This is a genomic window from Yersinia sp. 22-579 (assembly GCF_030433455.1).
In the GTDB taxonomy this organism is placed as follows: Bacteria; Pseudomonadota; Gammaproteobacteria; order Enterobacterales; family Enterobacteriaceae; genus Yersinia; species Yersinia enterocolitica.
Map to the genome: position 1 here is coordinate 33,717 of NZ_JAUJTZ010000003.1, position 24,673 is coordinate 58,389.

The following is a 24,673-nucleotide window of genomic DNA, read 5'->3' on the forward strand; positions in this document are numbered from 1 at the left end:
ATTCTTAAATGTTTATTTCACGCAGTATAACGGAAAAATGACATGCTACAGGTATTTCTCGTGCGCCACGGCGAAACCGTATGGAACGCATCGCGCCAGATTCAGGGCCAATCGGACAGCCCGCTGACCGCGGTTGGTGAACGTCAGGCACACTTGGTTGCGCAACGAGTTCGCAGTCAAGGTATCACGCATATTATTACCAGTGACCTTGGGCGTACGCAGCAGACGGCAAAAATTATCGCCGATGCTTGTGGGCTAAAAGTGGTGACAGATCCGCGCCTGCGTGAACTGAATATGGGGGTACTGGAAACCCGTCCGATTGAGAGCTTAACGCCAGAAGAAGAACAGTGGCGTAAACAGATGATCAATGGCACTGAAGGTGGTCGAATTCCTGAAGGGGAGTCGATGGCAGAGCTAGGGCGGAGAATGCGTGCGGCACTGGATAGCTGTTTGGAACTGCCCGCGGGCAGCAAGCCGTTGTTAGTGAGTCACGGTATGGCGCTGGGGTGTTTGTTGAGCACGCTGCTGGGCTTGCCTCCCCACGCGGAGCGGCGCCTGCGTTTGCGTAACTGTTCGCTATCACGAGTTGATTATCAGGAAAGCCCGTGGCTGGCTTCTGGTTGGGTGATTGAAAGTGCTGGCGATACCGCTCACCTGGATATGCCAGCACTGGATGAACTACAGCGTTAACGCCGGATAGGAATGAGATATTCGCACTTCAGCGAGGCCGGAGGCCCATCTTTCGGCCTTCCCTGAGGGAAGAATCGTTCGATATCGTATCCACATCGGCGGGTTAGCGCTAACTGTGGCAAACAGGTGCCATACAGAGTCAGAATGAAGTCCTGCAACCCATCTGGTGGCCCGTCATAGCTAAACTGCACATACTCACCACCTTGTAAAATAACCGGTTGTCCTTCCTGCACATTACCCGGCACATGCTGTGGTTCGATGGCTGTGGTGTAGAAAATCTCTTGCTCATCATCTTTCTCCTGATTGGGGCGGGAGTGATGTAAGCCATAAAGCACCGGCGGCAAATGGTCCGCGTCACCCAGATACTGCTGCCAGAAGTGCACTCGCAATTCAGAACGATGAGTCATTATTTGCTCAAGCGTACAAGAATAGCTCTGTGTCAGCCCCACCAAATGCTGCTCTGGTAAGGTAATAAATTCAGGCTGAGGCAGTGTATAGTCACCTAACCGAATCGGCGGACATATACCTGCTGAATGCCAATCTTCTGCGCGACGGTATAAGGCTGGTGTTTGCGCAAATTGTTTCTTAAACGCGCGGGTAAAAGTTTGTTGCGAATCAAAGCGATATTGCAATGCAATATCCAGAATAGGGCGGCTGGTTAATCGTAATGCGACAGCGGCTTTTGATAACCTTCTGGCGCGGATATACGCACCGATGGCATTCCCGGTGACATCCTTGAACATTCGCTGCAAATGCCATTTTGAATAGCCTGCTTTGGCAGCGACATTGTCCAATGCTAAAGGCTGGTCTAAATGACTTTCTAGCCAGCTAAGCAAATCACGAATGATACTGGCTTGATCCATAGATCTTCCTCGTAAAGCGGCCTAAATTTAGGGTATTAGTGATATGAAAGAATAGCTCTGGCGCATAGTAGCAACTTTTTATGCTCCCGACTGCTTAAGAATTTACTGGCGTTGTGTGCTAAAAAAGTATCTAAGATTGATAAAATAACTTTTTAACCAGTATTTTATTATTAGTGAAAATATTTAACGTTGGATAACGTTATTCAACGGTATGGAGTAAGTGTATGAAAAAAAGTTGGATATTCCTTGGTTGTATACTTTCTTTCGGGGCAATAACGGCCCATGCGGAAGAAATTGGCTCTGTTGACACGGTATTTAAACTCTTAGGGCCTGACCATAAAATTGTGGTTGAAGCCTTCGATGACCCTGATGTTAAAAATGTAACTTGTTATATCAGTCGGGCAAAAACCGGTGGTATCAAAGGTGGATTAGGGTTGGCGGAGGATACTTCCGATGCGGCCATTTCCTGCCAGCAAGTGGGGCCGATTGAGTTAAGTGACAAAATTAAGAATAGAAAATCTGATGGGGCCGTGGTTTTCCAGAAGCGAACTTCATTGGTATTTAAAAAACTGCAGGTGGTGCGTTTCTACGATCCGAAACGTAATGCCTTAATCTACCTGACTTACTCAGATAGAGTTGTCGACGGTTCGCCGAAAAACGCGATAAGCGCAGTGCCAATTATGCCGTGGTAAGATAAGAAATAGGGAATATATACCCTAAATAATTCGAGTTGCAGGAAGGCGGCAACTGAGTAAATCCCGATGAGTTGACGCCAGTCAATGATTCGGGTGAGCGAAGGCAGCCAACACACATGCAGCTTGAAGTATGACGGGTAAAAAAGCCAGCATTTGAATGCTGGCTTTTTCGTAGGCAAGTCAGAGGGTTACTCTTCCAGGTCACCACAGAAACGATAACCTTCACCGTGGATAGTGGCGATGATTTCTGGAGTGTCCGGCGTCGATTCGAAATGCTTACGAATACGGCGGATGGTCACGTCAACAGTACGGTCATGCGGTTTCAGCTCGCGACCGGTCATTTTCTTCAGTAATTCGCCGCGAGATTGGATTTTACCCGGGTTTTCACAGAAGTGCAGCATGGCGCGGAACTCACTACGTGGCAGCTTATAATGCTCCCCAGCAGGGCTTATCAATGAGCGGCTATTGATATCCAGTTCCCAGCCATTAAATTTATAGCTTTCTACTAAGCGGCGCTCTTCGCCTACGCTACCCAAATTCATGGTACGTGACAGCAAATTGCGTGCCCGAATGGTTAATTCGCGCGGATTGAAAGGTTTGGTGATGTAATCATCAGCGCCAATTTCCAGGCCGAGGATCTTATCAACTTCGTTGTCACGGCCGGTCAGGAACATTAGGGCAACACTTGCTTGTTCACGAAGTTCCCGTGCCAGCAACAGGCCATTTTTGCCCGGCAGATTGATGTCCATGATAACTAAGTTGATATCATTCTCAGACAGAATGTGGTGCATTTCTGCGCCATCATTAGCCTCATGAACAACATAGCCTTCCGCCTCGAAAATGCTCTTCAGGGTGTTACGAGTAACTATCTCGTCTTCTACGATCAGAATGTGCGGGGTCTGCATGTTTGCTACCTAAAATTGCCAACAAAATAGAAATAGGAAGTACAGAAGTCTTTGTTATATTAGGATTTTTATTGACTAGTTACTCGTCATCCCGTTCATCACATGACTAAAGTACGTAAACGCGTTCTTGATGCACTTTCCATCAACGTCAACAACATCACTAGCTTGGTCGGGGTGTTACTCCCTACAGCCCCAAAGGTGACAAAAGCGGCGCATATCCTAACCCTATTAACAGCAATATAACAGTGTGAGCCGAATTTACCACCCAACAAAACTACGCTTTGTTGACATATATCAAATTCAATTGTAGCACGTTAACACTTTTGTGAAAAAGACTTACAAGAATACCAGCTTAAGCGATAGTTGGTTAAATTATGTTACCGATTCAGTGTTATTAATATTAAAAATTGAACATTCGAGGTAACCCAAAAATGATTTATCTAATCTGTTGATTTTTATTGTTTAAAATCAATATTATTTTGTCATTATGGCAATTGACCCACTTTTCTTATTAGTGCTCTGTTTCGCCTAAAAGCATTAGAAGAATTATCATCAATGTTAGTTAAATGTAAAGTGAAGTGACAAAGTTTTCATTTTTGTTGCCTTTTAAATCATTTGAGCGAAAAACCCACGTCTAAAAGACCGCTTTATTCTTTAATCAAGTGCGTCTCTGCCACCAGGTATGCTCTTATCATTTAAAGATCGTATCTATCGCTTATGACCCTATTTCTTCTTATTAAGAGAAAAAAAACACAAAGTATATCGTAGTGACAAAAGCTTTCATTCCAGTTTTATTATCTGGATTCAAGAAGGTTGTTTTATTTATTTCGCCTAAAAAAGCTCGCCAAATAAGACAATAGCTCAGCAGTGAAGTGGTCATTTCCTCAGGGTGGCGACTGAAAAAATTTGACTTGAGGGGACGATTGCTTTAACCAATAGAGGTAGAGCCACATTATTTATGAGACAGACAGACGACATGCGATACATCAGCCTGAACACAACAATTATTACCACCACCGAAACCACAGGTTACGGGGCGGGCTGACGCGTACAGGAAACAACAGAAAAAAGCCCGCACCTAAACAGTGCGGGCTTTTTTTTTCAATCAAATCTTTGCAAAAAAGTTTGCGATAAAAAAAGCGCGAAAGCGGGAGAGAATCAGAAATGCGAGTGCTGAAATTTGGCGGGACATCAGTAGCAAATGCAGAACGCTTTATGCGTGTTGCCGATATCATTGAAAGTAATGCGCGTCAGGGGCAAGTGGCGACGGTATTGTCTGCACCCGCTAAGATTACCAACCATCTGGTGGCGATGATCGACAAAATGGTGGCTGGGCAAGATATCTCGCCGAACATCAGTGATGCGGAACGGATTTTTTCCGAGCTATTGCGTGGCTTGGCTGATGCGCAACCGGGCTTTGAATATGAACGTTTAAAAGCGCTGGTGGCCCATGAGTTTGCGCAACTCAAACACGTCCTGCACGGTATTTCGTTGCTCGGTCAATGCCCGGATAGTATTAATGCCGCCATCATCTGTCGCGGCGAGAAATTGTCCATTGCTATTATGGAAGCATTGTTCCAGGCGAAAGGTTATAAAGTTAGCGTGATTAATCCGGTCGAGAAATTGTTGGCGCAAGGCCATTATCTCGAATCCACCGTCGATATCACTGAATCTACCCGCCGCATCGGCTCCAGCAGTATTCCTGCTGACCATATCATCCTGATGGCTGGTTTCACTGCCGGTAATGACAAAGGGGAGTTGGTGGTACTGGGGCGCAATGGGTCAGACTATTCAGCTGCAGTGTTGGCCGCGTGTTTACGCGCTGATTGTTGTGAGATCTGGACTGACGTGGACGGGGTTTATACCTGTGACCCCCGCGTTGTGCCTGATGCGCGATTATTGAAATCGATGTCATATCAGGAAGCGATGGAGCTGTCTTATTTTGGCGCTTCGGTTCTCCACCCCCGCACTATCGCTCCTATCGCCCAGTTCCAAATTCCTTGCCTGATTAAAAACACTTCTAACCCACAAGCCCCCGGTACCTTGATTGGTGGTGAAAGCAGTGATGATGGCTTCCCAGTGAAAGGCATCACCAATCTGAATAACATGGCGATGATTAACGTATCTGGCCCAGGTATGAAAGGCATGGTCGGTATGGCTGCCCGCGTCTTTGCGGTGATGTCGCGCAGCGGTATTTCAGTAGTCCTTATTACTCAATCTTCTTCTGAGTACAGCATCAGCTTCTGTGTGCCGCAAGGTGAGTTAATCCGCGCTCGCAAAGCATTGGAAGAAGAGTTTTATCTGGAGTTGAAAGATGGTCTGTTAGAACCATTGGATGTGATGGAACATCTGGCGATTATCTCAGTGGTTGGCGATGGCATGCGCACTTTACGTGGCATCTCGGCTCGTTTCTTCTCAGCACTGGCCCGTGCCAATATCAATATTATTGCGATTGCGCAAGGTTCGTCCGAGCGTTCCATCTCCGTGGTGGTTAGCAATGATGCCGTCACCACCGGGGTACGTGTTTGCCATCAGATGCTGTTCAATACCGATCAGGTCATTGAAGTGTTTGTCATTGGTGTTGGTGGCGTCGGTGGGGCATTAATCGAGCAAATCTATCGTCAACAACCTTGGTTGAAGCAGCGCCACATTGATTTGCGCGTCTGTGGTATCGCTAATTCCAAAGCCATGCTAACCAATGTGCACGGTATTTCGCTGGATAACTGGCGTCATGAACTGGCCGAAGTGCAAGAGCCTTTTAACTTAAGTCGCTTAATTCGTCTGGTGAAAGAGTATCACTTGCTCAATCCGGTGATTGTTGACTGTACATCCAGTCAGGCTGTTGCGGATCAATATGCAGATTTTCTGGCAGATGGCTTCCATGTTGTGACACCAAACAAGAAAGCCAATACCTCATCGATGAATTACTACCGTCAGATGCGCGCGGCGGCAGCGAAGTCATGCCGCAAATTCTTGTATGACACCAACGTCGGTGCGGGCCTGCCGGTTATCGAAAATTTACAGAATTTACTTAATGCGGGTGACGAGTTGATGCGTTTTTCTGGCATTCTGTCAGGCTCACTCTCTTTCATCTTCGGTAAGCTTGACGAAGGGATGACCTTGTCAGAGGCCACATTGCAGGCGAAGGCGCTGGGTTATACCGAGCCAGACCCACGCGATGATCTTTCCGGCATGGATGTCGCTCGGAAATTGTTGATCCTGGCCCGTGAAGCAGGGTACAAACTTGAATTGGCTGATATCGAAGTTGAGTCTGTTCTACCAGCAAGTTTCGATGCAAGCGGTGATGTAGACAGCTTCCTCGCTCGCCTGCCATCACTGGATGCCGAGTTTACCCGCCTGGTGGCAAATGCCGCAGAACAGGGCAAAGTGCTGCGTTATGTCGGGGTGATTGAAGAGGGGCGTTGTATCGTTCGGATGGATGCGGTTGATAGTAACGATCCGCTGTATAAAGTAAAAAATGGTGAGAATGCGTTGGCCTTCTATACCCACTATTATCAGCCGATCCCGTTGGTGCTTCGCGGGTATGGTGCGGGTAATGACGTGACTGCTGCTGGGGTGTTCGCTGATCTTTTACGCACATTATCATGGAAGTTGGGAGTTTAAATATGGTTAAGATCTATGCTCCGGCATCGATTGGCAATGTCAGCGTTGGCTTCGATGTGCTGGGTGCTGCGGTTTCACCAGTAGACGGCACTTTGCTGGGCGATTGTGTCAGTGTGACCGCAGCAAACAGTTTTAGTCTGCGAAACGAAGGCCGCTTTGTCAGCAAATTACCTGATGATCCAAAAGAAAATATCGTTTATCAATGCTGGGAGCGTTTTTGTCAGGAAATGGGCAAAGAGATCCCGGTAGCCATGGTGCTGGAAAAGAACATGCCGATTGGCTCAGGGCTGGGCTCCAGTGCTTGTTCTGTTGTTGCTGGCTTGATGGCAATGAACGAATTCTGCGGCAAGCCGCTGGACAAAGTTACCTTGCTTGGCCTGATGGGTGAACTGGAAGGGCGGGTATCCGGCAGTGTGCATTTTGATAATGTTGCGCCGTGCTATTTGGGCGGGATGCAGCTGATTCTTGAACAAGATGGCTATATTAGCCAAGACGTGCCCGGCTTCGATGACTGGCTGTGGGTGATGGCATATCCGGGTATTAAAGTCTCAACCGCTGAAGCGCGGGCGATTTTACCGGCGCAGTATCGCCGTCAGGACTGCATCACCCATGGGCGCAATGTCGCCGGGTTCATTCACGCCTGCCACACTCAGCAGCCAGATTTGGCGGCTAAAATGATGAAAGACGTTATTGCCGAACCTTATCGCACCCAATTACTGCCGGGCTTTGCTGCGGCCAGACAAGCCGCGCAGGATATTGGCGCGCTGGCCTGTGGTATTTCCGGTTCTGGCCCCACGTTGTTTGCCGTCTGCGATAATAGCGAGACCGCACAGCGTATGGCGAGCTGGCTACAAAATCATTACCTGCAAAACGACGAAGGTTTTGTTCATATTTGCCGTCTGGATACCGCAGGCGCACGACTACTGGGATAACGCATGAAACTGTATAACCTTAAAGATCACAACGAGCAGGTCAGCTTCGCGCAAGCGATCAAACAGGGCCTGGGCAAGCAGCAAGGGTTGTTCTTCCCGCTGGAGTTGCCAGAGTTTGAACTGACAGAAATTGATAAACTGCTGGATCTGGATTTTGTCACTCGCAGCAGCCGTATTCTTTCTGCTTTTATTGGTAATGAAATCGCACCAGAGGTGTTAACCAAACGCGTTCAGGCGGCGTTTGAGTTTCCGGCTCCAGTCGCTCAGGTTGAGAATGATATCGCCGCACTGGAGTTGTTCCACGGCCCGACATTGGCCTTTAAGGACTTCGGCGCACGTTTTATGGCACAAATGCTGGCCGAAGTGGCTGGCGACCAGCCAGTGACTATCTTAACCGCAACCTCTGGTGATACTGGGGCGGCGGTCGCCCATGCTTTCTATGGCTTGAAAAATGTTCGCGTGGTTATCCTCTATCCACGCGGCAAAATCAGCCCGCTGCAAGAGAAGCTGTTCTGTACGTTAGGTGGCAATATCCACACGGTGGCTATTGAGGGCGATTTTGATGCTTGTCAGGCGCTGGTCAAACAAGCCTTTGATGATGAAGAGTTGAAGCAGGCGCTGAGCCTTAACTCTGCTAACTCTATTAATATCAGCCGCTTGCTGGCTCAGATTTGCTATTACTTTGAAGCTGTAGCCCAGTTACCGCAAGAAGCGCGTAACCAATTGGTTATCTCCGTACCAAGCGGCAACTTCGGTGATTTGACCGCCGGTTTGCTGGCAAAATCGTTAGGTTTGCCGGTAAAACGATTTATCGCTGCCACCAATGCCAACGACACCGTACCGCGCTTCCTGGTTAACGGCCAATGGCAGCCGAAGCCGACGGTGGCGACGTTATCGAATGCTATGGATGTCAGCCAGCCGAATAACTGGCCGCGTGTTGAGGAGCTTTATCGTCGTAAAATCTGGCAGTTGAAAGAATTGGGCCACGGCGCAGTTAGTGATGATGTCACCAAAGAGACGATGCGCGAGCTTGCGGGTTTGGGTTATATCTCAGAACCTCATGCTGCCATTGCCTACCGCGTGCTACGTGATCAATTGCAAGACGGTGAGTTTGGGTTGTTTATCGGTACCGCTCATCCGGCAAAATTCAAAGAAAGTGTGGAAGAGATTCTGGGGCAAGAATTGCCGCTGCCAAAACCACTGGCAGTGCGAGCACAATTACCGCTGCTATCTCATGATTTGCCAGCAGACTTTGCGCAATTACGTACTTTCTTGATGGCTTTGCCAAAATAAATTGTTATTTGACAAAAAAGATAAAAGGGCCCAGAAACGGCCCTTTTGCCTTTCTAGTGCTGTTCAGCCCGCTTAAAGACTAATTCATTTTTCGCCGACAGCCCGGCATCAAATTCATAACCTTCCAGATTAAAATCAACCAGTTGTTCTGGTTTGGTGAGTTTATTCTGAATAATAAATCGGCTCATCAAGCCGCGGGCCTTTTTGGCATAGAAACTGATAATTTTATATTTGCCGTTCTTTTCATCCAAAAAGACCGGCTTAATCAGTGAACCGGCTAATTTGGTGGGTTTCACGGCCTTAAAGTATTCATCTGAGGCGAGATTTATCAGCACGTTATCACCTTGCTGCTCCAGCGCCTGATTCAGTTTCTCTGTTATCTGGTCGCCCCAGAAGGAATAGAGATCTTTGCCACCTGGGTTAGCCAGTTTGATCCCCATCTCCAGACGATACGGTTGCATCAAATCTAGCGGGCGCAATACGCCGTAGAGTCCGGAAAGCATGCGTAAATGCTGTTGGGCAAAGTCAAAGTCAGCAGCGCTGAAATCCTGCGCCTGCATGCCGGTATAAACATCGCCTTTAAAAGCCAGAATCGCCTGACGCGCATTGTCTGGTGTGAAATCAGGCTGCCATTCGCTGAAACGGGCGGCATTTAAACCGGCCAGTTTGTCGCTAATTCCCATCAGACTGCTGATTTGGGCTGGTGTCAGCTCACGGCAGATCTCGATAAGCTGTTGTGATTTATCCAACATCTCTGGCTGAGTAAACTTTTTGGTCGCAAGCGGACTTTGATAATCAAGGGTTTTAGCCGGGGAGATAACAATAAGCATGATGACATCCTATTAATACCCAGCATACTTCAAGCGGCATGTGCGTTGGCTACTTTCGTTCACCTCAGTCACTTACTTATGTAAGCTCCTGAGGATTCACTCACTTGCCGCCTTCCTGTCACTCGAATTATTTAGGGTATATTTAAATAAGACACTGTAGCAAAAAGCGTAGTGTAGCAAAAAGAAGATTGGACGATTGCTAGGATAGATAGATTGAGTTGTCAGAGATGATATAGTTTAGCTAAATCGTCTCAGCACGATAAGAATGGATGAAATTGCTATTAACCTGCCGGTTTCTGGCTGTTTTAAAAGGCGAAAACGGTTGCGAACCAAATACTGCCTGTTTGCGCTTTTTTTAATCAGTTTAACTGCCTTGCACCAAGGCTTACGCATGTTATTATCAAGACAAGGCAGACGTCGAAATAGCTAATATTGCGAAACCGCTAACATTCCGCATGAGATGAAGCGCCATTTCTACCGAGATAAAAGTTGCGACATGCCAAAAGTTCATGCACAAACGATGAGAAACGACAACATGACCGATAAACTTACTTCCCTACGTCAAATCACCACTGTAGTAGCAGATACTGGGGATATCGCGGCAATGAAGCTGTATCAGCCGCAAGATGCAACCACGAACCCATCACTGATTCTGAATGCTGCCCAAATTCCTGAATACCGCAAGCTGATCGATGAAGCCATTGCCTGGGCTCGCGAACAAAGCAGTGATCATGCTCAGCAAATCGTTGATGCAACTGACAAACTGGCCGTCAATATCGGTTTGGAAATTCTGAAACTGATTCCTGGCCGTATTTCTACCGAAGTTGATGCTCGCCTGTCCTACGACACCGTTGCTAGCGTGGCAAAAGCGAAACGTTTGATCAAACTGTACAACGAAGCCGGTATCAGCAATGACCGTATTCTGATCAAACTGGCTTCTACCTGGCAGGGTATCCGTGCTGCGGAACAGCTGGAAAAAGAAGGTATCAACTGTAACCTGACTCTGCTGTTCTCCTTCGCTCAGGCACGTGCTTGTGCTGAAGCGGGTGTGTTCCTGATTTCACCGTTTGTTGGCCGTATTCTTGACTGGTACAAAGCCAATGGTGATAAGAAAGAGTTCGCACCACACGAAGATCCAGGTGTGGTTTCCGTGACTGAGATTTACCAGTATTACAAAAAACACGGTTATAAAACTGTGGTTATGGGCGCAAGCTTCCGTAATCTGGGTGAGATCATCGAACTGGCTGGCTGTGACCGCCTGACTATTGCTCCATCTCTGTTAAAAGAGTTGGCAGAAAGTGAAGGCCCAGTTGAGCGTAAACTGGCTTATACCGGTGAAGTTCAAGCTAAACCAACGCCACTGACTGAAGCTGAATTCTACTGGCAGCACAATCAGGACCCAATGGCGATTGATAAACTGGCTGATGGCATTCGCAAGTTTGCTATCGACCAGGGCAAACTTGAGAAAATGATCTCAGACCTGCTGTAATTTGACTGGCGGTAATTGATTCTCCGCGGTTATTTGACGAAAAGGTGGCGCAAGCTGCCTTTTTTATTGCCTGTTATCTGGGGCTGAGGGCAGTTCCAATAACACGGGGTATGCTATTATTCGCCACAGATAAAGGGCTTTTCGTCGAGGTAGTCATATGAATACATTACGTATAGGTTTAGTTTCCGTTTCTGATCGCGCATCGAGCGGGGTATATCAGGATAAAGGTATTCCAGCCCTGGAAGAGTGGTTGGCAAGCGCGCTAACAACTCCTTTTACAATAGAAACCCGCCTTATCCCCGATGAACAAACTCTGATTGAACAAACCCTGTGTGAGTTAGTCGACGAGATGGGCTGCCATTTAGTGTTGACCACCGGTGGAACCGGCCCGGCAAGACGCGATGTCACCCCTGACGCCACGTTGGCAATAGCAGATCGGCAAATGCCTGGTTTTGGCGAGCAAATGCGTCAAATCAGCCTCCATTTCGTTCCTACCGCGATATTATCCCGTCAGGTTGGCGTTATCCGTAAGCAGGCATTGATCATCAACTTACCGGGGCAACCTAAATCGATCAAAGAAACCCTGGAAGGGGTGAAAGATGCTGAATCGAAGGTGGTGGTTGCGGGGATTTTTGCCAGTGTGCCTTATTGCATTCAACTGCTGGATGGGCCTTATATAGAGACCAATGCTGAAGTGGTAGCGGCTTTTCGTCCTAAGAGTGCAGTTATCGATATAAAAAACTAAATTAAAACTTTTTGCAACATAAGACACCATTGTGACAGTGTGGGGAATTTTGTACGGTATAGTCATATTTACTTTACAAAAAGCTGAAAATATTTTTCTTCCCCTACTCTGGTTTATTACGGTGTCATATGCCCCAAGAACACAATTCATCTCAAGTCGACTTATCGCAACCTCATGTTGCCCAACAACATAATCATAACCGTCGGCTGAATAAGCAAGATTATAAAACACTCACTCTGGCCGCTTTAGGCGGAGCACTTGAGTTTTATGATTTCATTATTTTCGTTTTCTTTGCTGCGGTTATTGGTGATCTTTTCTTCCCAGTTGATATGCCAGAGTGGCTGCGTCAGGTGCAGACATTCGGTATTTTTGCCGCGGGTTATCTGGCGCGTCCACTTGGCGGCATTATCATGGCGCATTTTGGTGATCTGGTTGGGCGTAAGAAGATGTTTACTCTAAGTATTTTGTTAATGGCATTACCAACATTGGCGATTGGTATGCTGCCGACTTATGCCTCGATTGGTATTGCAGCGCCATTACTATTACTGTTAATGCGTGTATTACAAGGTGCGGCAATTGGTGGCGAAGTGCCCGGCGCATGGGTCTTTGTCGCAGAACATGTACCACGTCGGCGCATCGGTATTGCTTGCGGAACACTTACTGCTGGTTTGACGGCGGGGATCTTACTGGGGTCACTGGTGGCTACCGCGATGAATACTACCTTAAGCCCTCAGGCCATTTTAGATGGTGGCTGGCGTGTACCATTCTTCCTTGGCGGGATTTTTGGCTTGTTCGCCATGTACTTACGCCGTTGGTTGCAAGAAACTCCTATCTTTAAAGAGATGCAGGCTCGCAAAACTCTGGCTGATGAATTACCACTTAAATCTGTCGTGGTGAATCATAAGAAAGAAGTGTTCGTCTCGATGCTACTGACCTGGCTGCTGTCTGCCGGTATTGTGGTGGTGATTCTCATGACCCCGACTTATTTACAGAAACAGTTCGGTGTCTTGCCTGCTCTGGCATTACAGGCCAATAGTCTGGCGATTGTAGCATTAGTATTTGGCTGTGTGATCGCGGGCTTGGCCATTGATCGTTTTGGTGCCAGTAAAACCTTTATTGTTGGCAGCCTGATGTTGGCGGTGTCGACATGGTCGTTTTATCACACCAATTTGACGGATCCGAGTCAGTTATTTACCCATTATATGTTGGCAGGATTCTGTGTCGGGATTGTTGGCGCGGTGCCTTATGTCATGGTGCGTGCATTCCCGGCAGAGGTTCGCTTTACTGGCATTTCTTTCTCTTACAATGTGGCATATGCCATTTTTGGTGGGTTGACACCTATTCTGGTGACGCTATTGATGAAAGTGACGCCTATGGCTCCTGCGTACTACATGCTGTTGTTATCGCTGGTGGGATTCCTGTTAGGAATTTATCTACGCAATGATATTAATAGTGAAGTGAAAGTGCATTTGCCAAAGAAAGTGTTGGCTGAATAAAAGCAGTATAAAATAAATATCATCACAAAATAGCCCATAAAACTTGGGCTATTTTCGTCTATTATAATTTAAAACTCACCTTTAAAATTAAAGCCGACCTTCTGCTTGACGCGAGCTGAGGGCTGAGAAATGACTTCAGAGTATAATGTTTTGGCACCTTGTTGTTGCAAATATCGCCCTAGTGCTCGGACGGCGGCTGTGCCCGCGCCTCTGACTGTACCTTCACGATCAGGATGTAATACAAAGTCAGGTTGTGTCGCTGATGCAACCAGCTCAACTTCATCTTCTCGGTTAAATCGGTCGGCAAGAATAATCGCAATAATTCTTCCTTGCAGTTTGACGACCACATAGACCTCTCCGGCGCGATGAAGCCTGAGTCTTCGCTTGATAATACCCGTCACAATATTTCCGGCATTAAGTAGTCTGGTTAAGGCGTCACTATTTTCATCTGTCATGGCATCCGCACTCGTACCGGCACTGGCACTTGTACCTTGAGCGGGGTAGCCTTGTTCATACTGATGCTCCCAGTGCGTCATGGTTTCATTCAGCTTTCTTCGCATAGCTTTGGCATCCCTAACCTCGGCATCTGAAAGCTTTGCTTCTTCCATATATGTCAGTGTTGGGAGTATTTCTATTTCGAATTCTAAATCAGGTTGTTCAACGGGCAGACCCTGCGAAATGATTATTGGCGTGGTATGTGTATAGATGAAATTCTCTAATAACAACTCATAGATACCTAACGGTAAGCGTTCCACCCGTGCTGGAGGTTCATCAGATGAGGAATAGAAACTATAGGATAGATAACCAAGCTGGGCATAATCAAAAGCAGTCTTAATATCGGCAAGAGCATTATTGGTTGTTCTATCGGTTACTTTTTCTTTTACAGCTTGGATTAACCTGTTTTCCACCTCTTGATCTTCTACCACTGTGCCGGTGCTTCCGGTACGAACGATAGAGTCTATTACTCGACCAAAAAATGCTGTATTCCAGGTTTCTAAGCTATGACCGAATAAAAAGGTAAAATCAGTCATGATTTCCAGTGTCCAATCAATACATTGAGGCCTTATTTGACGTATTGGCCGAGAGTTAAGCAAAGAGTGGAGGGGAACCATGCAGGTTTTAGCGACAGCAGGGAGGCTCAGAGAATGACGATGTTTATTATTGTCGATATAAGTCAATGTCATATGATTATCAATACGTTCAGGAATTTGTGGCTCTGCTTTGGGGGCTGACTTTGGTTTAAGTGGGCTGCTGTTTCCGGCAATATGTAATGTTTTTCCTTTGGTATTACTGTTGAAAAAAGAATCTGCACTAAATACGAGGCCATCTAATTGTTGGCATTTACCTTGTATCAGATAATTATAGATATTTAAAAAAGGCGTAAAAGCACATATTATTTTACTTGTCTGTGTTAAATCTCTTTTTTCCCAATCTTGTTCTCCGGTATCAGCGGTAAGTATAGATTTCGCAAGCACTAAAGGATTATTTTTATTGTAGTTGGTTATTGTTATTTCTTGAGGGGTGGTAATCTCAGTGTCTCTCTCAAAAGAGATAATAGGTGAAACATCCACCAAATCATGATTCAATGTCTGGATATATTGCACTTCCACGGAATCTTCTTGTATTTGAATAATAAATGATAAATTGTCATTTTTACGATAACGTTCAAAATAAAATTTATCGACCATACGATGATCGGAGAATGTTATGAATCTCTTATTTATACTAATGGCCGGGCTACTAAAGAACTTGATATCGTAAATATCATTTTCGCCGATATCTTGGCTATTAAATACCAATAAAACTTGTTTGTTTTTCAGTCGTTCATCATTCCAATATTCACCAAATACATCTGCAAGTTTTATTTTATGGCTGTTTACAATGACACATTGTTGATCGCAGTTCAGCCCTTTAATTTTTGATACCTTGATACCAGTGATTGCATCGCTCATTTCCAGTGCTTTTAAATTATTATCAGTGATGCTTTCTGTTAACTTGAAAAAAGGGGGGGTGAAATTGTCATTCTTGTAGATTGTCGCAATCATGCCTGGGGGTATTGTGATGGATTGAATACTATCATTATAAATAGGTAGTGCTTGTCTGTCAGACTCAATGATGGCTTCTGTATCATGATAAAAATCTATTTGTTGATTCGATGCTAAACAAGTACTGCTCCCTTGAAACTCATCTTCGGTGTAAAAACAGATTGCAGGTGCTATTTTGTATGAATTGACTTTATTATAAAACCCTGATTTTTTTAACCCCGGTAGATTGATATCATTCTTTAGCTTTAATTTATTGCCAGAAAGATCAATATCATCATAAAGGGTAACAACCATACCTGGCGGTACAGAAATTGATTCTATTTTATTATTAAAACCATCATGGTAAGTGGATTTTATTTCACCCTCATTAGAGCAAAATGATTCCCCTCTAAAGTCATCTAACTCATAAAAACAAACCTCCCCCTTTTCCGAATAGGTGGGGGGCGATATTATTAATGTAGCGATTATTAATAGTTCTCTGGCTATTTTCATAAGCTAGTCCTTCAATATATTTAATTTTAATATTTCATATTACCTACGGAATCTTGATGTTATATGATGCGTTTTTTATTTACTTTATCTATTTTCATTATTCTATTTAATTATTTTGTAATGCTAATTTAAATAGATAATTAATTTTATTTTGAGAGTGAGAAATAAACATAAAAAGCCCCTGAATACGAATATTCAGCGGGCCCTTAAATGTAAATTTAGGAGTGAACTGTAATTAAACTACAGGTTGTACGCGTAAAGTCGGGCTTGGTTCACCGATAGGTAATACGGTGCGACCGTATTGTTCGTTCAATACTTCCGCCATGGCCAGATAAATTGCGCTAGCGCCACAAATGATACCTTCGAAGCCGGCGAAAACCAGCAGTGAATGGTTACCGGTGAAGTTACCGACGGCCAGCAGAGCAAACAGTAGCGTCAGGCTACCGAAAACAAACTGCAAAGCACGGTTAGCTGGCAAAGTACCGAAGAACATAAACAGTGTGAAGATGCCCCATAAACCTAAATAAACGCCGAGGAATTGTGCATCAGTTGCTTCTGCCATACCCATTTTAGGCAGCATCAACAAACCAACCAAACTCAGCCAAAATGCGCCATAAGAGGTAAATGCAGTGGCAGCAAAGGTATTACCCTTCTTATATTCCAGCATACCTGCCAGAATTTGTGCCAGACCGCCATAAAAAATCCCCATACTCAAAATAACAGAGGTCAGGGGGAAGAAGCCTGCGTTGTGCAGGTTAAGCAAGACGGTGGTCATCCCAAAACCCATCAGGCCTAATGGGCCAGGATTCGCCAACTTGGTGGTGTTCATAAGTCCTCTGCAATAACAGATTGCTAAAAATAATGGATAAATATCCGAATAAGTATAAAGCGCCTGAATGACTAAAAAGTCGTCTATTCCCTCAGTGCGCGCGGCATCATAATGATCTGCGCGGTTGGAAACAATGATCTCGAGGGTGATAAAAAGTAATTTTTTTTCATCTCCCCCCTTGATGCTGCGTTTCATGGCCCCATCTTATTCCCAACCGCAGGGACTAATCACGAATCAGCGGAGGCATACATCAGTAGAATGCTGGGTATGAAAACATTGATTATGAAAATACGGGCAGTTGAAAAGAAACAATTCGCCCACATATAGATTAGTAACTTGACCGAATATGACTTTTTAGTGGAGGCGTTTTAGATGGGTAAAATTATTGGTATCGACTTGGGTACTACCAACTCTTGTGTAGCAATTATGGATGGTACTAAAGCACGCGTGCTGGAAAACAGCGAAGGCGATCGCACCACGCCTTCTATCATCGCTTATACCCAAGATGGTGAAACTCTGGTTGGTCAACCGGCTAAACGTCAGGCTGTCACTAACCCACAAAATACACTATTTGCCATCAAGCGTTTGATTGGTCGTCGTTTCCAGGACGAAGAAGCGCAGCGTGATAAAGACATCATGCCGTACAAAATTATCGCAGCAGATAATGGTGACGCTTGGTTAGAAGTTAAAGGCCAGAAAATTGCACCACCGCAGATCTCTGCTGAAGTGCTGAAGAAAATGAAGAAAACGGCTGAAGATTATCTGGGCGAACCAGTAACTGAAGCGGTTATCACTGTACCTGCATACTTCAACGATGCTCAGCGTCAGGCAACTAAAGATGCTGGCCGTATCGCAGGTCTGGAAGTAAAACGTATCATCAACGAACCAACCGCTGCTGCATTGGCTTACGGTCTGGATAAAGAAGTCGGTAACCGTACTATCGCGGTTTATGACCTCGGTGGTGGTACTTTCGATATCTCTATTATCGAAATCGACGAAGTTGATGGCGAAAAAACCTTTGAAGTTCTGGCAACCAATGGTGATACCCACCTGGGTGGTGAAGACTTCGATAGCCGCTTGATCAACTATCTGGTTGAAGAATTCAAGAAAGACCAGGGTATGGATCTGCGTACCGATCCACTGGCAATGCAACGTCTGAAAGAAGCAGCTGAAAAAGCGAAAATTGAGTTGTCTTCTGCTCAGCAGACCGACGTTAACCTGCCGTACATCACGGCGGATGGCAGCGGTCCAAAACACATGAACATCAAAGTGACCCGCGCTAAGTTGGAGTCACTGGTAGAAGATTTGGTCAACCGTTCTATTGAACCACTGAAAGTGGCTCTGCAGGATGCTGGCTTGTCTGTTTCCGACATCCAGGACGTTATCCTGGTAGGTGGTCAGACTCGTATGCCAATGGTTCAGAAGAAAGTTGCTGATTTCTTCGGTAAAGAACCACGTAAAGACGTTAACCCAGATGAAGCTGTAGCGATTGGTGCGGCAGTACAGGGTGGTGTTCTGTCTGGTGAAGTGAAAGACGTTCTGTTGTTGGACGTTACCCCACTGTCACTGGGTATTGAAACCATGGGTGGTGTGATGACTCCGCTTATCACTAAAAATACCACTATCCCAACCAAGCACAGCCAGGTGTTCTCTACTGCGGAAGATAACCAGTCTGCGGTAACCATCCATGTGCTTCAGGGTGAGCGTAAACGTGCTCAGGATAACAAGTCTCTGGGTCAGTTCAATCTGGACGGTATCCAGCCGGCACCTCGCGGCATGGCGCAAATCGAAGTCACCTTCGATATTGACGCCGACGGTATTTTGCATGTGTCTGCTAAAGACAAAAATACCGGTCGTGAGCAGAAGATTACCATCAAGGCATCTTCTGGTTTGAACGAGGAAGAGATCCAGAAAATGGTTCGCGATGCTGAAGCTAACGCTGAAGCAGACCGTAAATTTGAAGAGCTGGTTCAGACCCGTAACCAAGCTGACCACCTGATTCACGGTACTCGTAAACAGTTGGAAGAAGCCGGTGACAAGCTGCCAGCAGAAGATAAAACTGCTATCGAAGATGCAGTGAAAGCACTCGAAGCGGCGCTGAAAAGCGAAGATAAAGCTGAAATCGAAGCCAAAACTCAGGCTCTGGTACAAGTTTCTGGCAAATTGCTGGAAATGGCTCAGCAGCAGCAAGCAGCCGCAGGTGGTGATGCTGGTGATACCAGTGCTAAGAAAGAAGACGACGTGGTAGACGCCGAATTCGAAGAAGTGAAAGATAAAAAATAATTGCCCTTAAGCGGGCACAGCAGTGGTAGGCCTTACTGTTGCTGGAAACCAGCACGGGCGTCGAGGAAACTCTACGCCCGTGCACGCATGTTAAGGGTAGGAAAAAAGAGAATGGCGAAGAGAGATTATTACGAGGTTTTAGGCGTTAAAAAGGACGCCGATGAACGTGAGATCAAAAAGGCCTATAAACGCCTGGCGGTAAAGTATCACCCGGACCGTAATCAGGACGAGAACGATACCGGCGAAAATTTCAAAGAAGTTAAAGAAGCCTACGAAATTCTGACCGATCCACAAAAGCGTGCAGCCTACGATCAGTATGGTCATGCTGCCTTTGAACAAGGTGGTATGGGCGGCGGCGGTTTTGGCGGTGGCGGTGCTGATTTTACTGACATTTTTGGTGATGTTTTCGGTGATATCTTTGGTGGTGGCCGTCGTCAGCGAGCTTCCCGTGGTTCAGATCTGCGCTATAACATGGATCTGACACTGGAAGAAGCGGTACGCGGTGTGACTAAAGAAATCCGCATCCCAACGCTAAATGAATGTGATGTTTGCCATGGTAGCGGTGCTAAACCGGGCAGTTCTCCGGTGACGTGTTCGACTTGCCGTGGTGCAGGTCAGGTACATATGCGCCAGGGGTTCTTCACTGTGCAGCAGGCGTGTCCTACTTGTCATGGCAGCGGTCAAATCATTAAAGATCCATGCAACAAATGTCATGGACATGGCCGGGTTGAGAAGTCAAAAACGCTGTCGGTTAAAATCCCAGCAGGCGTTGATACCGGTGATCGTATTCGTTTAAGCGGTGAAGGTGAAGCCGGCGAGCATGGCGCACCAGCAGGTGATCTGTACGTTCAGGTGCAAGTCAAAGCACACCCAATCTTCGAACGTGAAGGCAATAACCTGTATTGTGAAGTGCCGATTAACTTCGCTATGGCAGCCTTGGGCGGCGAGATTGAAGTCCCGACGTTGGATGGCCGCGTTAAGCTGAAAGTACCTGCGGAAACACAAACCGGCAAACTGTTCCGGATGCGCGGTAAAGGGGTTAAATCAGTACGTGGTGGTAGTCAAGGTGACTTGCTCTGCCGCGTTGTGGTTGAAACACCAGTGCATCTGAGTGAAAAACAGAAGCAATTGCTGCGTGAACTGGAAGAAAGTTTTGTGGGCGCAGCGGGCGAGAAAAATAGTCCTCGTTCTAAAAGCTTCTTAGACGGCGTTAAGAAATTCTTTGATGACTTGACCCGTTAATTATTAGCTAACTGGCTAATAAAAAAGAAAAATAAAAATCCTCGATGAAGTTCGGGGATTTTTTTCATCTGAGTCCTATCAAGTGATGTGATTTAAATCACTAATTGCTCGGTTTATTCGAGCATTAACTGCAATAAAAACGACTTTTTTCGAATTGATGATTATCCTAAAATCTATGAATTAATTTGTTGAGCACAAGCTCACTGTCCGATGTAAGGGAGCCATTCATTGTGACAAACATGATTCGTCAATTTTTACGCCAAGAGGCCGCGGGTGGTCTGATTTTGATTTTTGCTGCTGTTGTGGCTTTATTTATGGCCAACAGCCCACTGCAAGGTTTTTATCAGTCATTTCTTGATGTACCGGTATCAGTAAAAATAGCCTCACTGGATATCAGTAAGCCGCTGTTGCTATGGATCAATGATGGCCTAATGGCGATATTCTTCCTGGTCGTCGGCTTAGAAGTTAAGCGTGAATTGATGGAAGGCTCACTGGCTGGGCGTGATAAAGCTATTTTCCCAGCAATTGCTGCCTTAGGCGGTATGTTGGCTCCGGCCCTGATTTATTTACTGTTTAATGGGGCTGATGAAGTTACCCGCCAAGGGTGGGCAATTCCGGCTGCAACTGACATTGCTTTTGCACTGGGTGTCATGGCATTACTGGGGAACCGGGTTCCAACCAGCCTGAAAGTCTTTTTACTGGCACTGGCCATCATTGATGACTTGGGTGTCATCATTATTATTGCGTTGTTCTATACCCACGAAGTCTCACTACAAGCTTTGGGGATTGCGGCGGCGGCTATTGCGCTGTTGGGTTATATGAACTGGCGTGGAGTGGGGAAGACATCTGCCTATCTGCTGGTTGGGTTGGTGCTGTGGGTCTGCATTCTTAAATCCGGAGTACACGCGACCTTAGCTGGTGTAATTGTTGGTTTTATGATACCGCTGCACACTCAAGATAAGCGTTCGCCATCTGAGTCACTGGAACATGGCCTGCACCCGTGGGTGGCCTATTTGATTCTGCCGTTATTTGCATTTGCCAATGCGGGCGTTTCGTTACAAGGCGTTTCAATCTCAGGATTAACATCGTTACTGCCTCTGGGGATTGCGAGTGGGCTATTTATTGGTAAGCCACTGGGGATTTTCCTCTTTAGTTGGCTCGCGGTTAAGTTAGGCGTTGCTAAGCTGCCTGATGCAATCAATTTTAAGCAGATTTTTGCTGTATCAGTGTTATGCGGTATCGGTTTTACTATGTCGATATTTATTGCTTCACTGGCATTTGATGGCGCTGATATTGCTCTGACGACCTATTCCAAATTGGGCATATTACTGGGGTCTACTACTGCAGCAGTTGTAGGTTATAGCTTGTTGCGCTTGGTTTTGCCGGCGAAGAGAAAAATAACGCATTGATCAATATTTGAATGACCAGTGCCTCTACGAATGGCACTGGCATTCTACCTGATGGATTTCCAGGCTTACCGTTTGTGAAGTCTCAGAACAGGGAACGTTTAGTCGTGCATGGGGCTAGCTGGCTCACCGATATGTTAAGGGGATAACAACATGCGAATGTCGCACATCAATTTCAATCATCTTTATTATTTTTGGCAAGTTTGTAAGGAAGGCTCTGTCGTCGGGGCGGCTGAGGCTTTATTTCTAACGCCACAAACTATTACTGGGCAAATTAAAGCATTAGAGGAGCGTCTGGGCGGGAAATTATTTAAACGCCAGGGACGTGGGTTGGTGCCATCAGAATTGGGGCAATTGGTCTTTCGCTATGCTGATAAGATGTTCATGCTCAGCCATGAAATGCTGGATATCGTTAACTATCGCAAAGAATCCAACTTGTTATTTGATGTCGGCGTAGCTGATGCATTATCCAAGCGCTTAGTGAGCCAGGTATTGGAAACTGCCGTGGTGGATCATGAAAAAATTCATTTACGCTGTTTTGAATCTACTCATGAAATGTTACTGGAACAATTGAGTCAGCATAAGCTGGATATGATTTTATCGGACTGCCCAGTTGATTCCAGTCAGCAAGAAGGGTTGTTTTCAGTAAAACTTGGCGAATGCAGTGTCAGTTTTTACTGTCGCCAGCCAATTCCTGATTTGCCTTTCCCCGCTTGTTTGCAGCAAAAGAAGTTATTAATCCCTGGTCGTCGCTCGATGTTGGGGCGTAAATTATTAAATTGGATTAACAGCAAAGGGCTACAGGTGGAAATCTTGGGGGAATTTGATGATGCGGCGTTAATGAAAGCGTTTGCTATCTATAACAACGCTATTTTTGTTGCTCCGACACTGTACGCAGCAGATACCTATGGCAAAGATGATGAAATTGTCGAGATTGGTCGTTTAGACAATGTACAGGAAGAGTATTACGTTATTTTCGCCGAGCGAATGATTCAACATCCAGCAGTGCAGCGGGTATGTAACAAAGATTTTTCCGCACTTTTTAGCGGTTAGGCAGATTGGTTCAAGTCGCAAATTGCACCGCTACCGGTTACTCGTAGCCAAGATAAGTTTTGCGATTTGATGAGTCAGACAAATTTTAGATATAAAAAAACCGGCCTAGGCCGGTCTTTTTACGAAGCAGCCAACGTAATGCATTACTGCATTGCGTTGATTTGCGCTGCCAAGTTTGACTTATGGCGCGCTGCTTTGTTTTTGTGGATCAGACCTTTACTGGACTGACGATCCACGATTGGTTGCATCTCATTAAATGCTTTTTGCGCTGTGTCTTTATCGCCAGCTGCGATTGCCGCATACACCTTCTTAATGAAGGTACGCACCATTGAGCGACGGCTAGCGTTATGCTTGCGGCGTTTCTCAGACTGTACGGCGCGTTTCTTAGCTGATTTGATATTAGCCAAGGTCCAACTCCCAAATATATTCTATTGAGGACAATTCAAAGGCCAAGGAATATGCCCTTTTAGCCTTCGTTTGTCAATGGATTTGTGCAAATAAGCGCCGTTTGTACGGGCGGCACTTGCTACGTTGTGATGGAGCGGGATTTTACCAGCTTCGCGCTGTGGAATACAGTCTTTCGAAAGAAAATTCCACAGTTCACTGCCTTGAAGGGATTCGACGGTGGTTCTTGTAAAGATCTCAGCCTGCTTCTGTATTCAACGGCGTGCGTATTCTACAGGATAAAGTCAGTAAAAGGGATTTTACCTGCGTAATTTTCGCAAAATGGTATGACTTTCGGTTAAAGGTACCAATCGCGGGTTAACCTTAACCGCTGTACAAGGTATAATCCGGCGATTTCCACTGTTTTGAGCCAGCTATGGAGCTAATTCGCGGTATACATAATATCCGGGCACGCCACCATGGTTGCGTGCTAACTATCGGTAACTTTGATGGTGTCCATCGCGGACATCAAGCCTTATTGGAGCAGTTAAAGCGCGAAGGTCAGCGTTTGGGGCTGCCCGTTATGGTCATGATATTTGAACCGCAACCACTGGAATTGTTTGCAGCGGATAAAGCACCAGCTCGATTGACGCGTTTACGCGATAAAGCCAGATATTTGGCGAAAGCCGGTGTTGACTATCTATTGTGCGTTAAATTTGATCCGCGTTTTGCAGCTAATACTGCGCAAGCTTTTGTTGCCCAGTTGCTGGTAGAGAAGTTGGGTGTTAAGTTTTTAACTGTTGGTGATGATTTCCGCTTCGGCGCAGGGCGTCAGGGGGATTTTCAACTGTTACAACAAGCGGGTGCTGAATTTGGTTTTGATGTTATCAGCACAGATAGCTTTTGTGATGGTGGATTGCGTATTAGCAGCACGGCGATTCGTCAGGCGCTTTATGACGACGATTTGGTGCTGGCTGAGACACTGCTTGGTCACCCATACAGTATTTCCGGCCGAGTGGTTCACGGTGACGAACTGGGGCGGACGATAGGTTTCCCCACGGCGAATTTGCCGTTAAAACGTTTAGTTGCTCCAGTAAAAGGAGTGTATGCGGTTGAGGTCTATGGCTTGGGTCCAAAGTCATTGCCCGGTGTTGCCAATATTGGCACTCGGCCTACCGTTGCTGGTGTTCGCCAGCAGCTAGAGGTTCATCTGCTTGATGTAACTATGGATCTTTATGGGCGCCATATTGATGTGGTGCTCCGCGCAAAACTGCGCAACGAACAGCGTTTTGCTTCTCTCGATGCGTTGAAGCAGCAAATCGCCAATGATGTGGTGACGGCCCGAACATTTTTCGGGCTAAAGACACCGGTTTAATA

At 46.0% G+C, this 24,673-nt stretch carries 21 protein-coding genes and 1 other annotated feature; of the genes, 15 read left to right on the forward strand and 6 right to left on the reverse strand.

Annotated features, from left to right (window positions below; all coding sequences use genetic code 11):
• The first annotated feature begins 42 nt into the window (after positions 1-42).
• The gene (gene gpmB / locus QSV56_RS04325; protein WP_005166949.1) at positions 43-690 is read left to right on the forward strand and encodes a 2,3-diphosphoglycerate-dependent phosphoglycerate mutase GpmB; all 648 of its coding nucleotides are present in this window, start codon (positions 43-45) and stop codon (positions 688-690) included.
• On the opposite strand, the gene robA is transcribed toward gpmB, so the two are convergent.
• Positions 687-1,553: an MDR efflux pump AcrAB transcriptional activator RobA gene (gene robA, locus QSV56_RS04330; protein ID WP_019080567.1), complete on the reverse strand. Its 867-nt coding sequence runs from the start codon at positions 1,551-1,553 to the stop codon at positions 687-689. The two genes, gpmB and robA, sit on opposite strands and share 4 nt — an antisense overlap.
• A 224-nt stretch (positions 1,554-1,777) precedes the next feature.
• Here robA and creA point away from each other — a divergent pair, with 224 nt between their 5' ends.
• Positions 1,778-2,245 (forward strand): protein CreA, encoded by a 468-nt coding sequence (gene creA, locus QSV56_RS04335; protein WP_046051617.1) that lies wholly within the window; start codon positions 1,778-1,780, stop codon positions 2,243-2,245.
• A 191-nt stretch (positions 2,246-2,436) separates the two neighbouring features.
• Here the strand turns inward: creA and arcA are convergent, their stop codons facing one another.
• Positions 2,437-3,153, reverse strand: coding sequence for a two-component system response regulator ArcA (gene arcA / locus QSV56_RS04340; RefSeq protein ID WP_004706052.1), 717 nt, complete (start codon positions 3,151-3,153; stop codon positions 2,437-2,439).
• A 102-nt stretch (positions 3,154-3,255) separates the two neighbouring features.
• Here arcA and QSV56_RS04345 point away from each other — a divergent pair, with 102 nt between their 5' ends.
• The 5 genes from QSV56_RS04345 to thrC all read left to right on the forward strand — a co-directional run bounded on the left by QSV56_RS04345 (position 3,256) and on the right by thrC (position 9,002).
• Positions 3,256-3,396 carry a hypothetical protein gene (locus QSV56_RS04345; RefSeq protein WP_004706054.1) on the forward strand — a complete coding sequence of 47 codons (141 nt, stop codon included), beginning with the start codon at positions 3,256-3,258 and terminating at the stop codon, positions 3,394-3,396.
• 733 nt (positions 3,397-4,129) lie between these two features.
• On the forward strand, positions 4,130-4,198 hold the full coding sequence (gene thrL, locus QSV56_RS04350) for a thr operon leader peptide (RefSeq protein ID WP_002231504.1): 69 nt from the start codon (positions 4,130-4,132) through the stop codon (positions 4,196-4,198).
• Positions 4,137-4,255, forward strand: a sequence feature (Thr leader region). (Overlaps the previous gene by 62 nt.)
• A gap of 62 nt (positions 4,256-4,317) precedes the next feature.
• Positions 4,318-6,777, forward strand: coding sequence for a bifunctional aspartate kinase/homoserine dehydrogenase I (gene thrA, locus QSV56_RS04355; protein ID WP_046051616.1), 2,460 nt, complete (start codon positions 4,318-4,320; stop codon positions 6,775-6,777).
• A gap of 2 nt (positions 6,778-6,779) precedes the next feature.
• A complete protein-coding gene (gene thrB, locus QSV56_RS04360) occupies positions 6,780-7,709 on the forward strand; it encodes a homoserine kinase (RefSeq protein ID WP_026018316.1) in 930 nt (309 codons plus the stop codon).
• A gap of 3 nt (positions 7,710-7,712) precedes the next feature.
• Positions 7,713-9,002, forward strand: coding sequence for a threonine synthase (gene thrC, locus QSV56_RS04365; RefSeq protein WP_019080563.1), 1,290 nt, complete (start codon positions 7,713-7,715; stop codon positions 9,000-9,002).
• Positions 9,003-9,055: 53 nt separating this feature from the next.
• Here thrC and yaaA read toward each other — a convergent pair whose 3' ends face one another.
• Positions 9,056-9,832, reverse strand: a complete 777-nt coding sequence (yaaA, locus tag QSV56_RS04370) for a peroxide stress protein YaaA (RefSeq protein WP_019080562.1) — start codon at positions 9,830-9,832, stop codon at positions 9,056-9,058.
• A 535-nt stretch (positions 9,833-10,367) separates the two neighbouring features.
• On the opposite strand from yaaA, the gene tal reads away from it, so the two are divergent.
• The 3 genes from tal (at position 10,368) to QSV56_RS04385 (ending at position 13,562) form a co-directional block, all read left to right on the forward strand.
• Complete coding sequence (gene tal, locus QSV56_RS04375) at positions 10,368-11,321, forward strand: transaldolase (protein WP_005157047.1); 954 nt, start codon at positions 10,368-10,370, stop codon at positions 11,319-11,321.
• A 157-nt stretch (positions 11,322-11,478) separates the two neighbouring features.
• Positions 11,479-12,066, forward strand: a complete 588-nt coding sequence (gene mog / locus QSV56_RS04380; protein ID WP_019080561.1) for a molybdopterin adenylyltransferase — start codon at positions 11,479-11,481, stop codon at positions 12,064-12,066.
• Between the two features lie 128 nt (positions 12,067-12,194).
• The gene (locus QSV56_RS04385; RefSeq protein ID WP_019080560.1) at positions 12,195-13,562 is read left to right on the forward strand and encodes an MFS transporter; all 1,368 of its coding nucleotides are present in this window, start codon (positions 12,195-12,197) and stop codon (positions 13,560-13,562) included.
• Positions 13,563-13,630: 68 nt separating this feature from the next.
• Here QSV56_RS04385 and QSV56_RS04390 read toward each other — a convergent pair whose 3' ends face one another.
• Together QSV56_RS04390 and satP are read right to left on the reverse strand one after the other, a co-directional pair.
• Positions 13,631-16,099: a peptidase inhibitor family I36 protein gene (locus tag QSV56_RS04390; protein WP_301210924.1), complete on the reverse strand. Its 2,469-nt coding sequence runs from the start codon at positions 16,097-16,099 to the stop codon at positions 13,631-13,633.
• Between the two features lie 235 nt (positions 16,100-16,334).
• Positions 16,335-16,928: an acetate uptake transporter gene (satP, locus tag QSV56_RS04395; RefSeq protein ID WP_026018315.1), complete on the reverse strand. Its 594-nt coding sequence runs from the start codon at positions 16,926-16,928 to the stop codon at positions 16,335-16,337.
• 372 nt (positions 16,929-17,300) lie between these two features.
• Between satP and dnaK the strand changes: the two genes are divergently transcribed.
• The 4 genes from dnaK (at position 17,301) to nhaR (ending at position 22,912) form a co-directional block, all read left to right on the forward strand.
• Positions 17,301-19,211 (forward strand): molecular chaperone DnaK, encoded by a 1,911-nt coding sequence (dnaK, locus tag QSV56_RS04400; protein ID WP_019080558.1) that lies wholly within the window; start codon positions 17,301-17,303, stop codon positions 19,209-19,211.
• Between the two features lie 111 nt (positions 19,212-19,322).
• Positions 19,323-20,453: a molecular chaperone DnaJ gene (gene dnaJ / locus QSV56_RS04405; RefSeq protein WP_005157034.1), complete on the forward strand. Its 1,131-nt coding sequence runs from the start codon at positions 19,323-19,325 to the stop codon at positions 20,451-20,453.
• A 230-nt stretch (positions 20,454-20,683) separates the two neighbouring features.
• Positions 20,684-21,862: a Na+/H+ antiporter NhaA gene (gene nhaA / locus QSV56_RS04410; RefSeq protein ID WP_019080557.1), complete on the forward strand. Its 1,179-nt coding sequence runs from the start codon at positions 20,684-20,686 to the stop codon at positions 21,860-21,862.
• A gap of 150 nt (positions 21,863-22,012) precedes the next feature.
• Positions 22,013-22,912, forward strand: a complete 900-nt coding sequence (gene nhaR / locus QSV56_RS04415; protein ID WP_019080556.1) for a transcriptional activator NhaR — start codon at positions 22,013-22,015, stop codon at positions 22,910-22,912.
• Between the two features lie 143 nt (positions 22,913-23,055).
• Here the strand turns inward: nhaR and rpsT are convergent, their stop codons facing one another.
• Positions 23,056-23,319 (reverse strand): 30S ribosomal protein S20, encoded by a 264-nt coding sequence (gene rpsT, locus QSV56_RS04420; RefSeq protein WP_019080555.1) that lies wholly within the window; start codon positions 23,317-23,319, stop codon positions 23,056-23,058.
• A gap of 413 nt (positions 23,320-23,732) precedes the next feature.
• Here rpsT and ribF point away from each other — a divergent pair, with 413 nt between their 5' ends.
• On the forward strand, positions 23,733-24,671 hold the full coding sequence (gene ribF / locus QSV56_RS04425; RefSeq protein ID WP_019080554.1) for a bifunctional riboflavin kinase/FAD synthetase: 939 nt from the start codon (positions 23,733-23,735) through the stop codon (positions 24,669-24,671).
• Positions 24,672-24,673 lie beyond the last annotated feature (2 nt).

What these genes read in the sequence shown, in the direction of transcription:
- gpmB (WP_005166949.1), top strand. Translation starts at nt 43, where the DNA reads ATGCTACAGGTATTTCTCGTGCGCCACGGCGAAACCGTATGGAACGCA.
- robA (WP_019080567.1), bottom strand. Translation starts at nt 1,553, where the DNA reads ATGGATCAAGCCAGTATCATTCGTGATTTGCTTAGCTGGCTAGAAAGT.
- creA (WP_046051617.1), top strand. Translation starts at nt 1,778, where the DNA reads ATGAAAAAAAGTTGGATATTCCTTGGTTGTATACTTTCTTTCGGGGCA.
- arcA (WP_004706052.1), bottom strand. Translation starts at nt 3,153, where the DNA reads ATGCAGACCCCGCACATTCTGATCGTAGAAGACGAGATAGTTACTCGT.
- QSV56_RS04345 (WP_004706054.1), top strand. Translation starts at nt 3,256, where the DNA reads ATGACTAAAGTACGTAAACGCGTTCTTGATGCACTTTCCATCAACGTC.
- thrA (WP_046051616.1), top strand. Translation starts at nt 4,318, where the DNA reads ATGCGAGTGCTGAAATTTGGCGGGACATCAGTAGCAAATGCAGAACGC.
- thrB (WP_026018316.1), top strand. Translation starts at nt 6,780, where the DNA reads ATGGTTAAGATCTATGCTCCGGCATCGATTGGCAATGTCAGCGTTGGC.
- thrC (WP_019080563.1), top strand. Translation starts at nt 7,713, where the DNA reads ATGAAACTGTATAACCTTAAAGATCACAACGAGCAGGTCAGCTTCGCG.
- yaaA (WP_019080562.1), bottom strand. Translation starts at nt 9,832, where the DNA reads ATGCTTATTGTTATCTCCCCGGCTAAAACCCTTGATTATCAAAGTCCG.
- tal (WP_005157047.1), top strand. Translation starts at nt 10,368, where the DNA reads ATGACCGATAAACTTACTTCCCTACGTCAAATCACCACTGTAGTAGCA.
- mog (WP_019080561.1), top strand. Translation starts at nt 11,479, where the DNA reads ATGAATACATTACGTATAGGTTTAGTTTCCGTTTCTGATCGCGCATCG.
- QSV56_RS04385 (WP_019080560.1), top strand. Translation starts at nt 12,195, where the DNA reads ATGCCCCAAGAACACAATTCATCTCAAGTCGACTTATCGCAACCTCAT.
- QSV56_RS04390 (WP_301210924.1), bottom strand. Translation starts at nt 16,099, where the DNA reads ATGAAAATAGCCAGAGAACTATTAATAATCGCTACATTAATAATATCG.
- satP (WP_026018315.1), bottom strand. Translation starts at nt 16,928, where the DNA reads ATGAACACCACCAAGTTGGCGAATCCTGGCCCATTAGGCCTGATGGGT.
- dnaK (WP_019080558.1), top strand. Translation starts at nt 17,301, where the DNA reads ATGGGTAAAATTATTGGTATCGACTTGGGTACTACCAACTCTTGTGTA.
- dnaJ (WP_005157034.1), top strand. Translation starts at nt 19,323, where the DNA reads ATGGCGAAGAGAGATTATTACGAGGTTTTAGGCGTTAAAAAGGACGCC.
- nhaR (WP_019080556.1), top strand. Translation starts at nt 22,013, where the DNA reads ATGCGAATGTCGCACATCAATTTCAATCATCTTTATTATTTTTGGCAA.
- ribF (WP_019080554.1), top strand. Translation starts at nt 23,733, where the DNA reads ATGGAGCTAATTCGCGGTATACATAATATCCGGGCACGCCACCATGGT.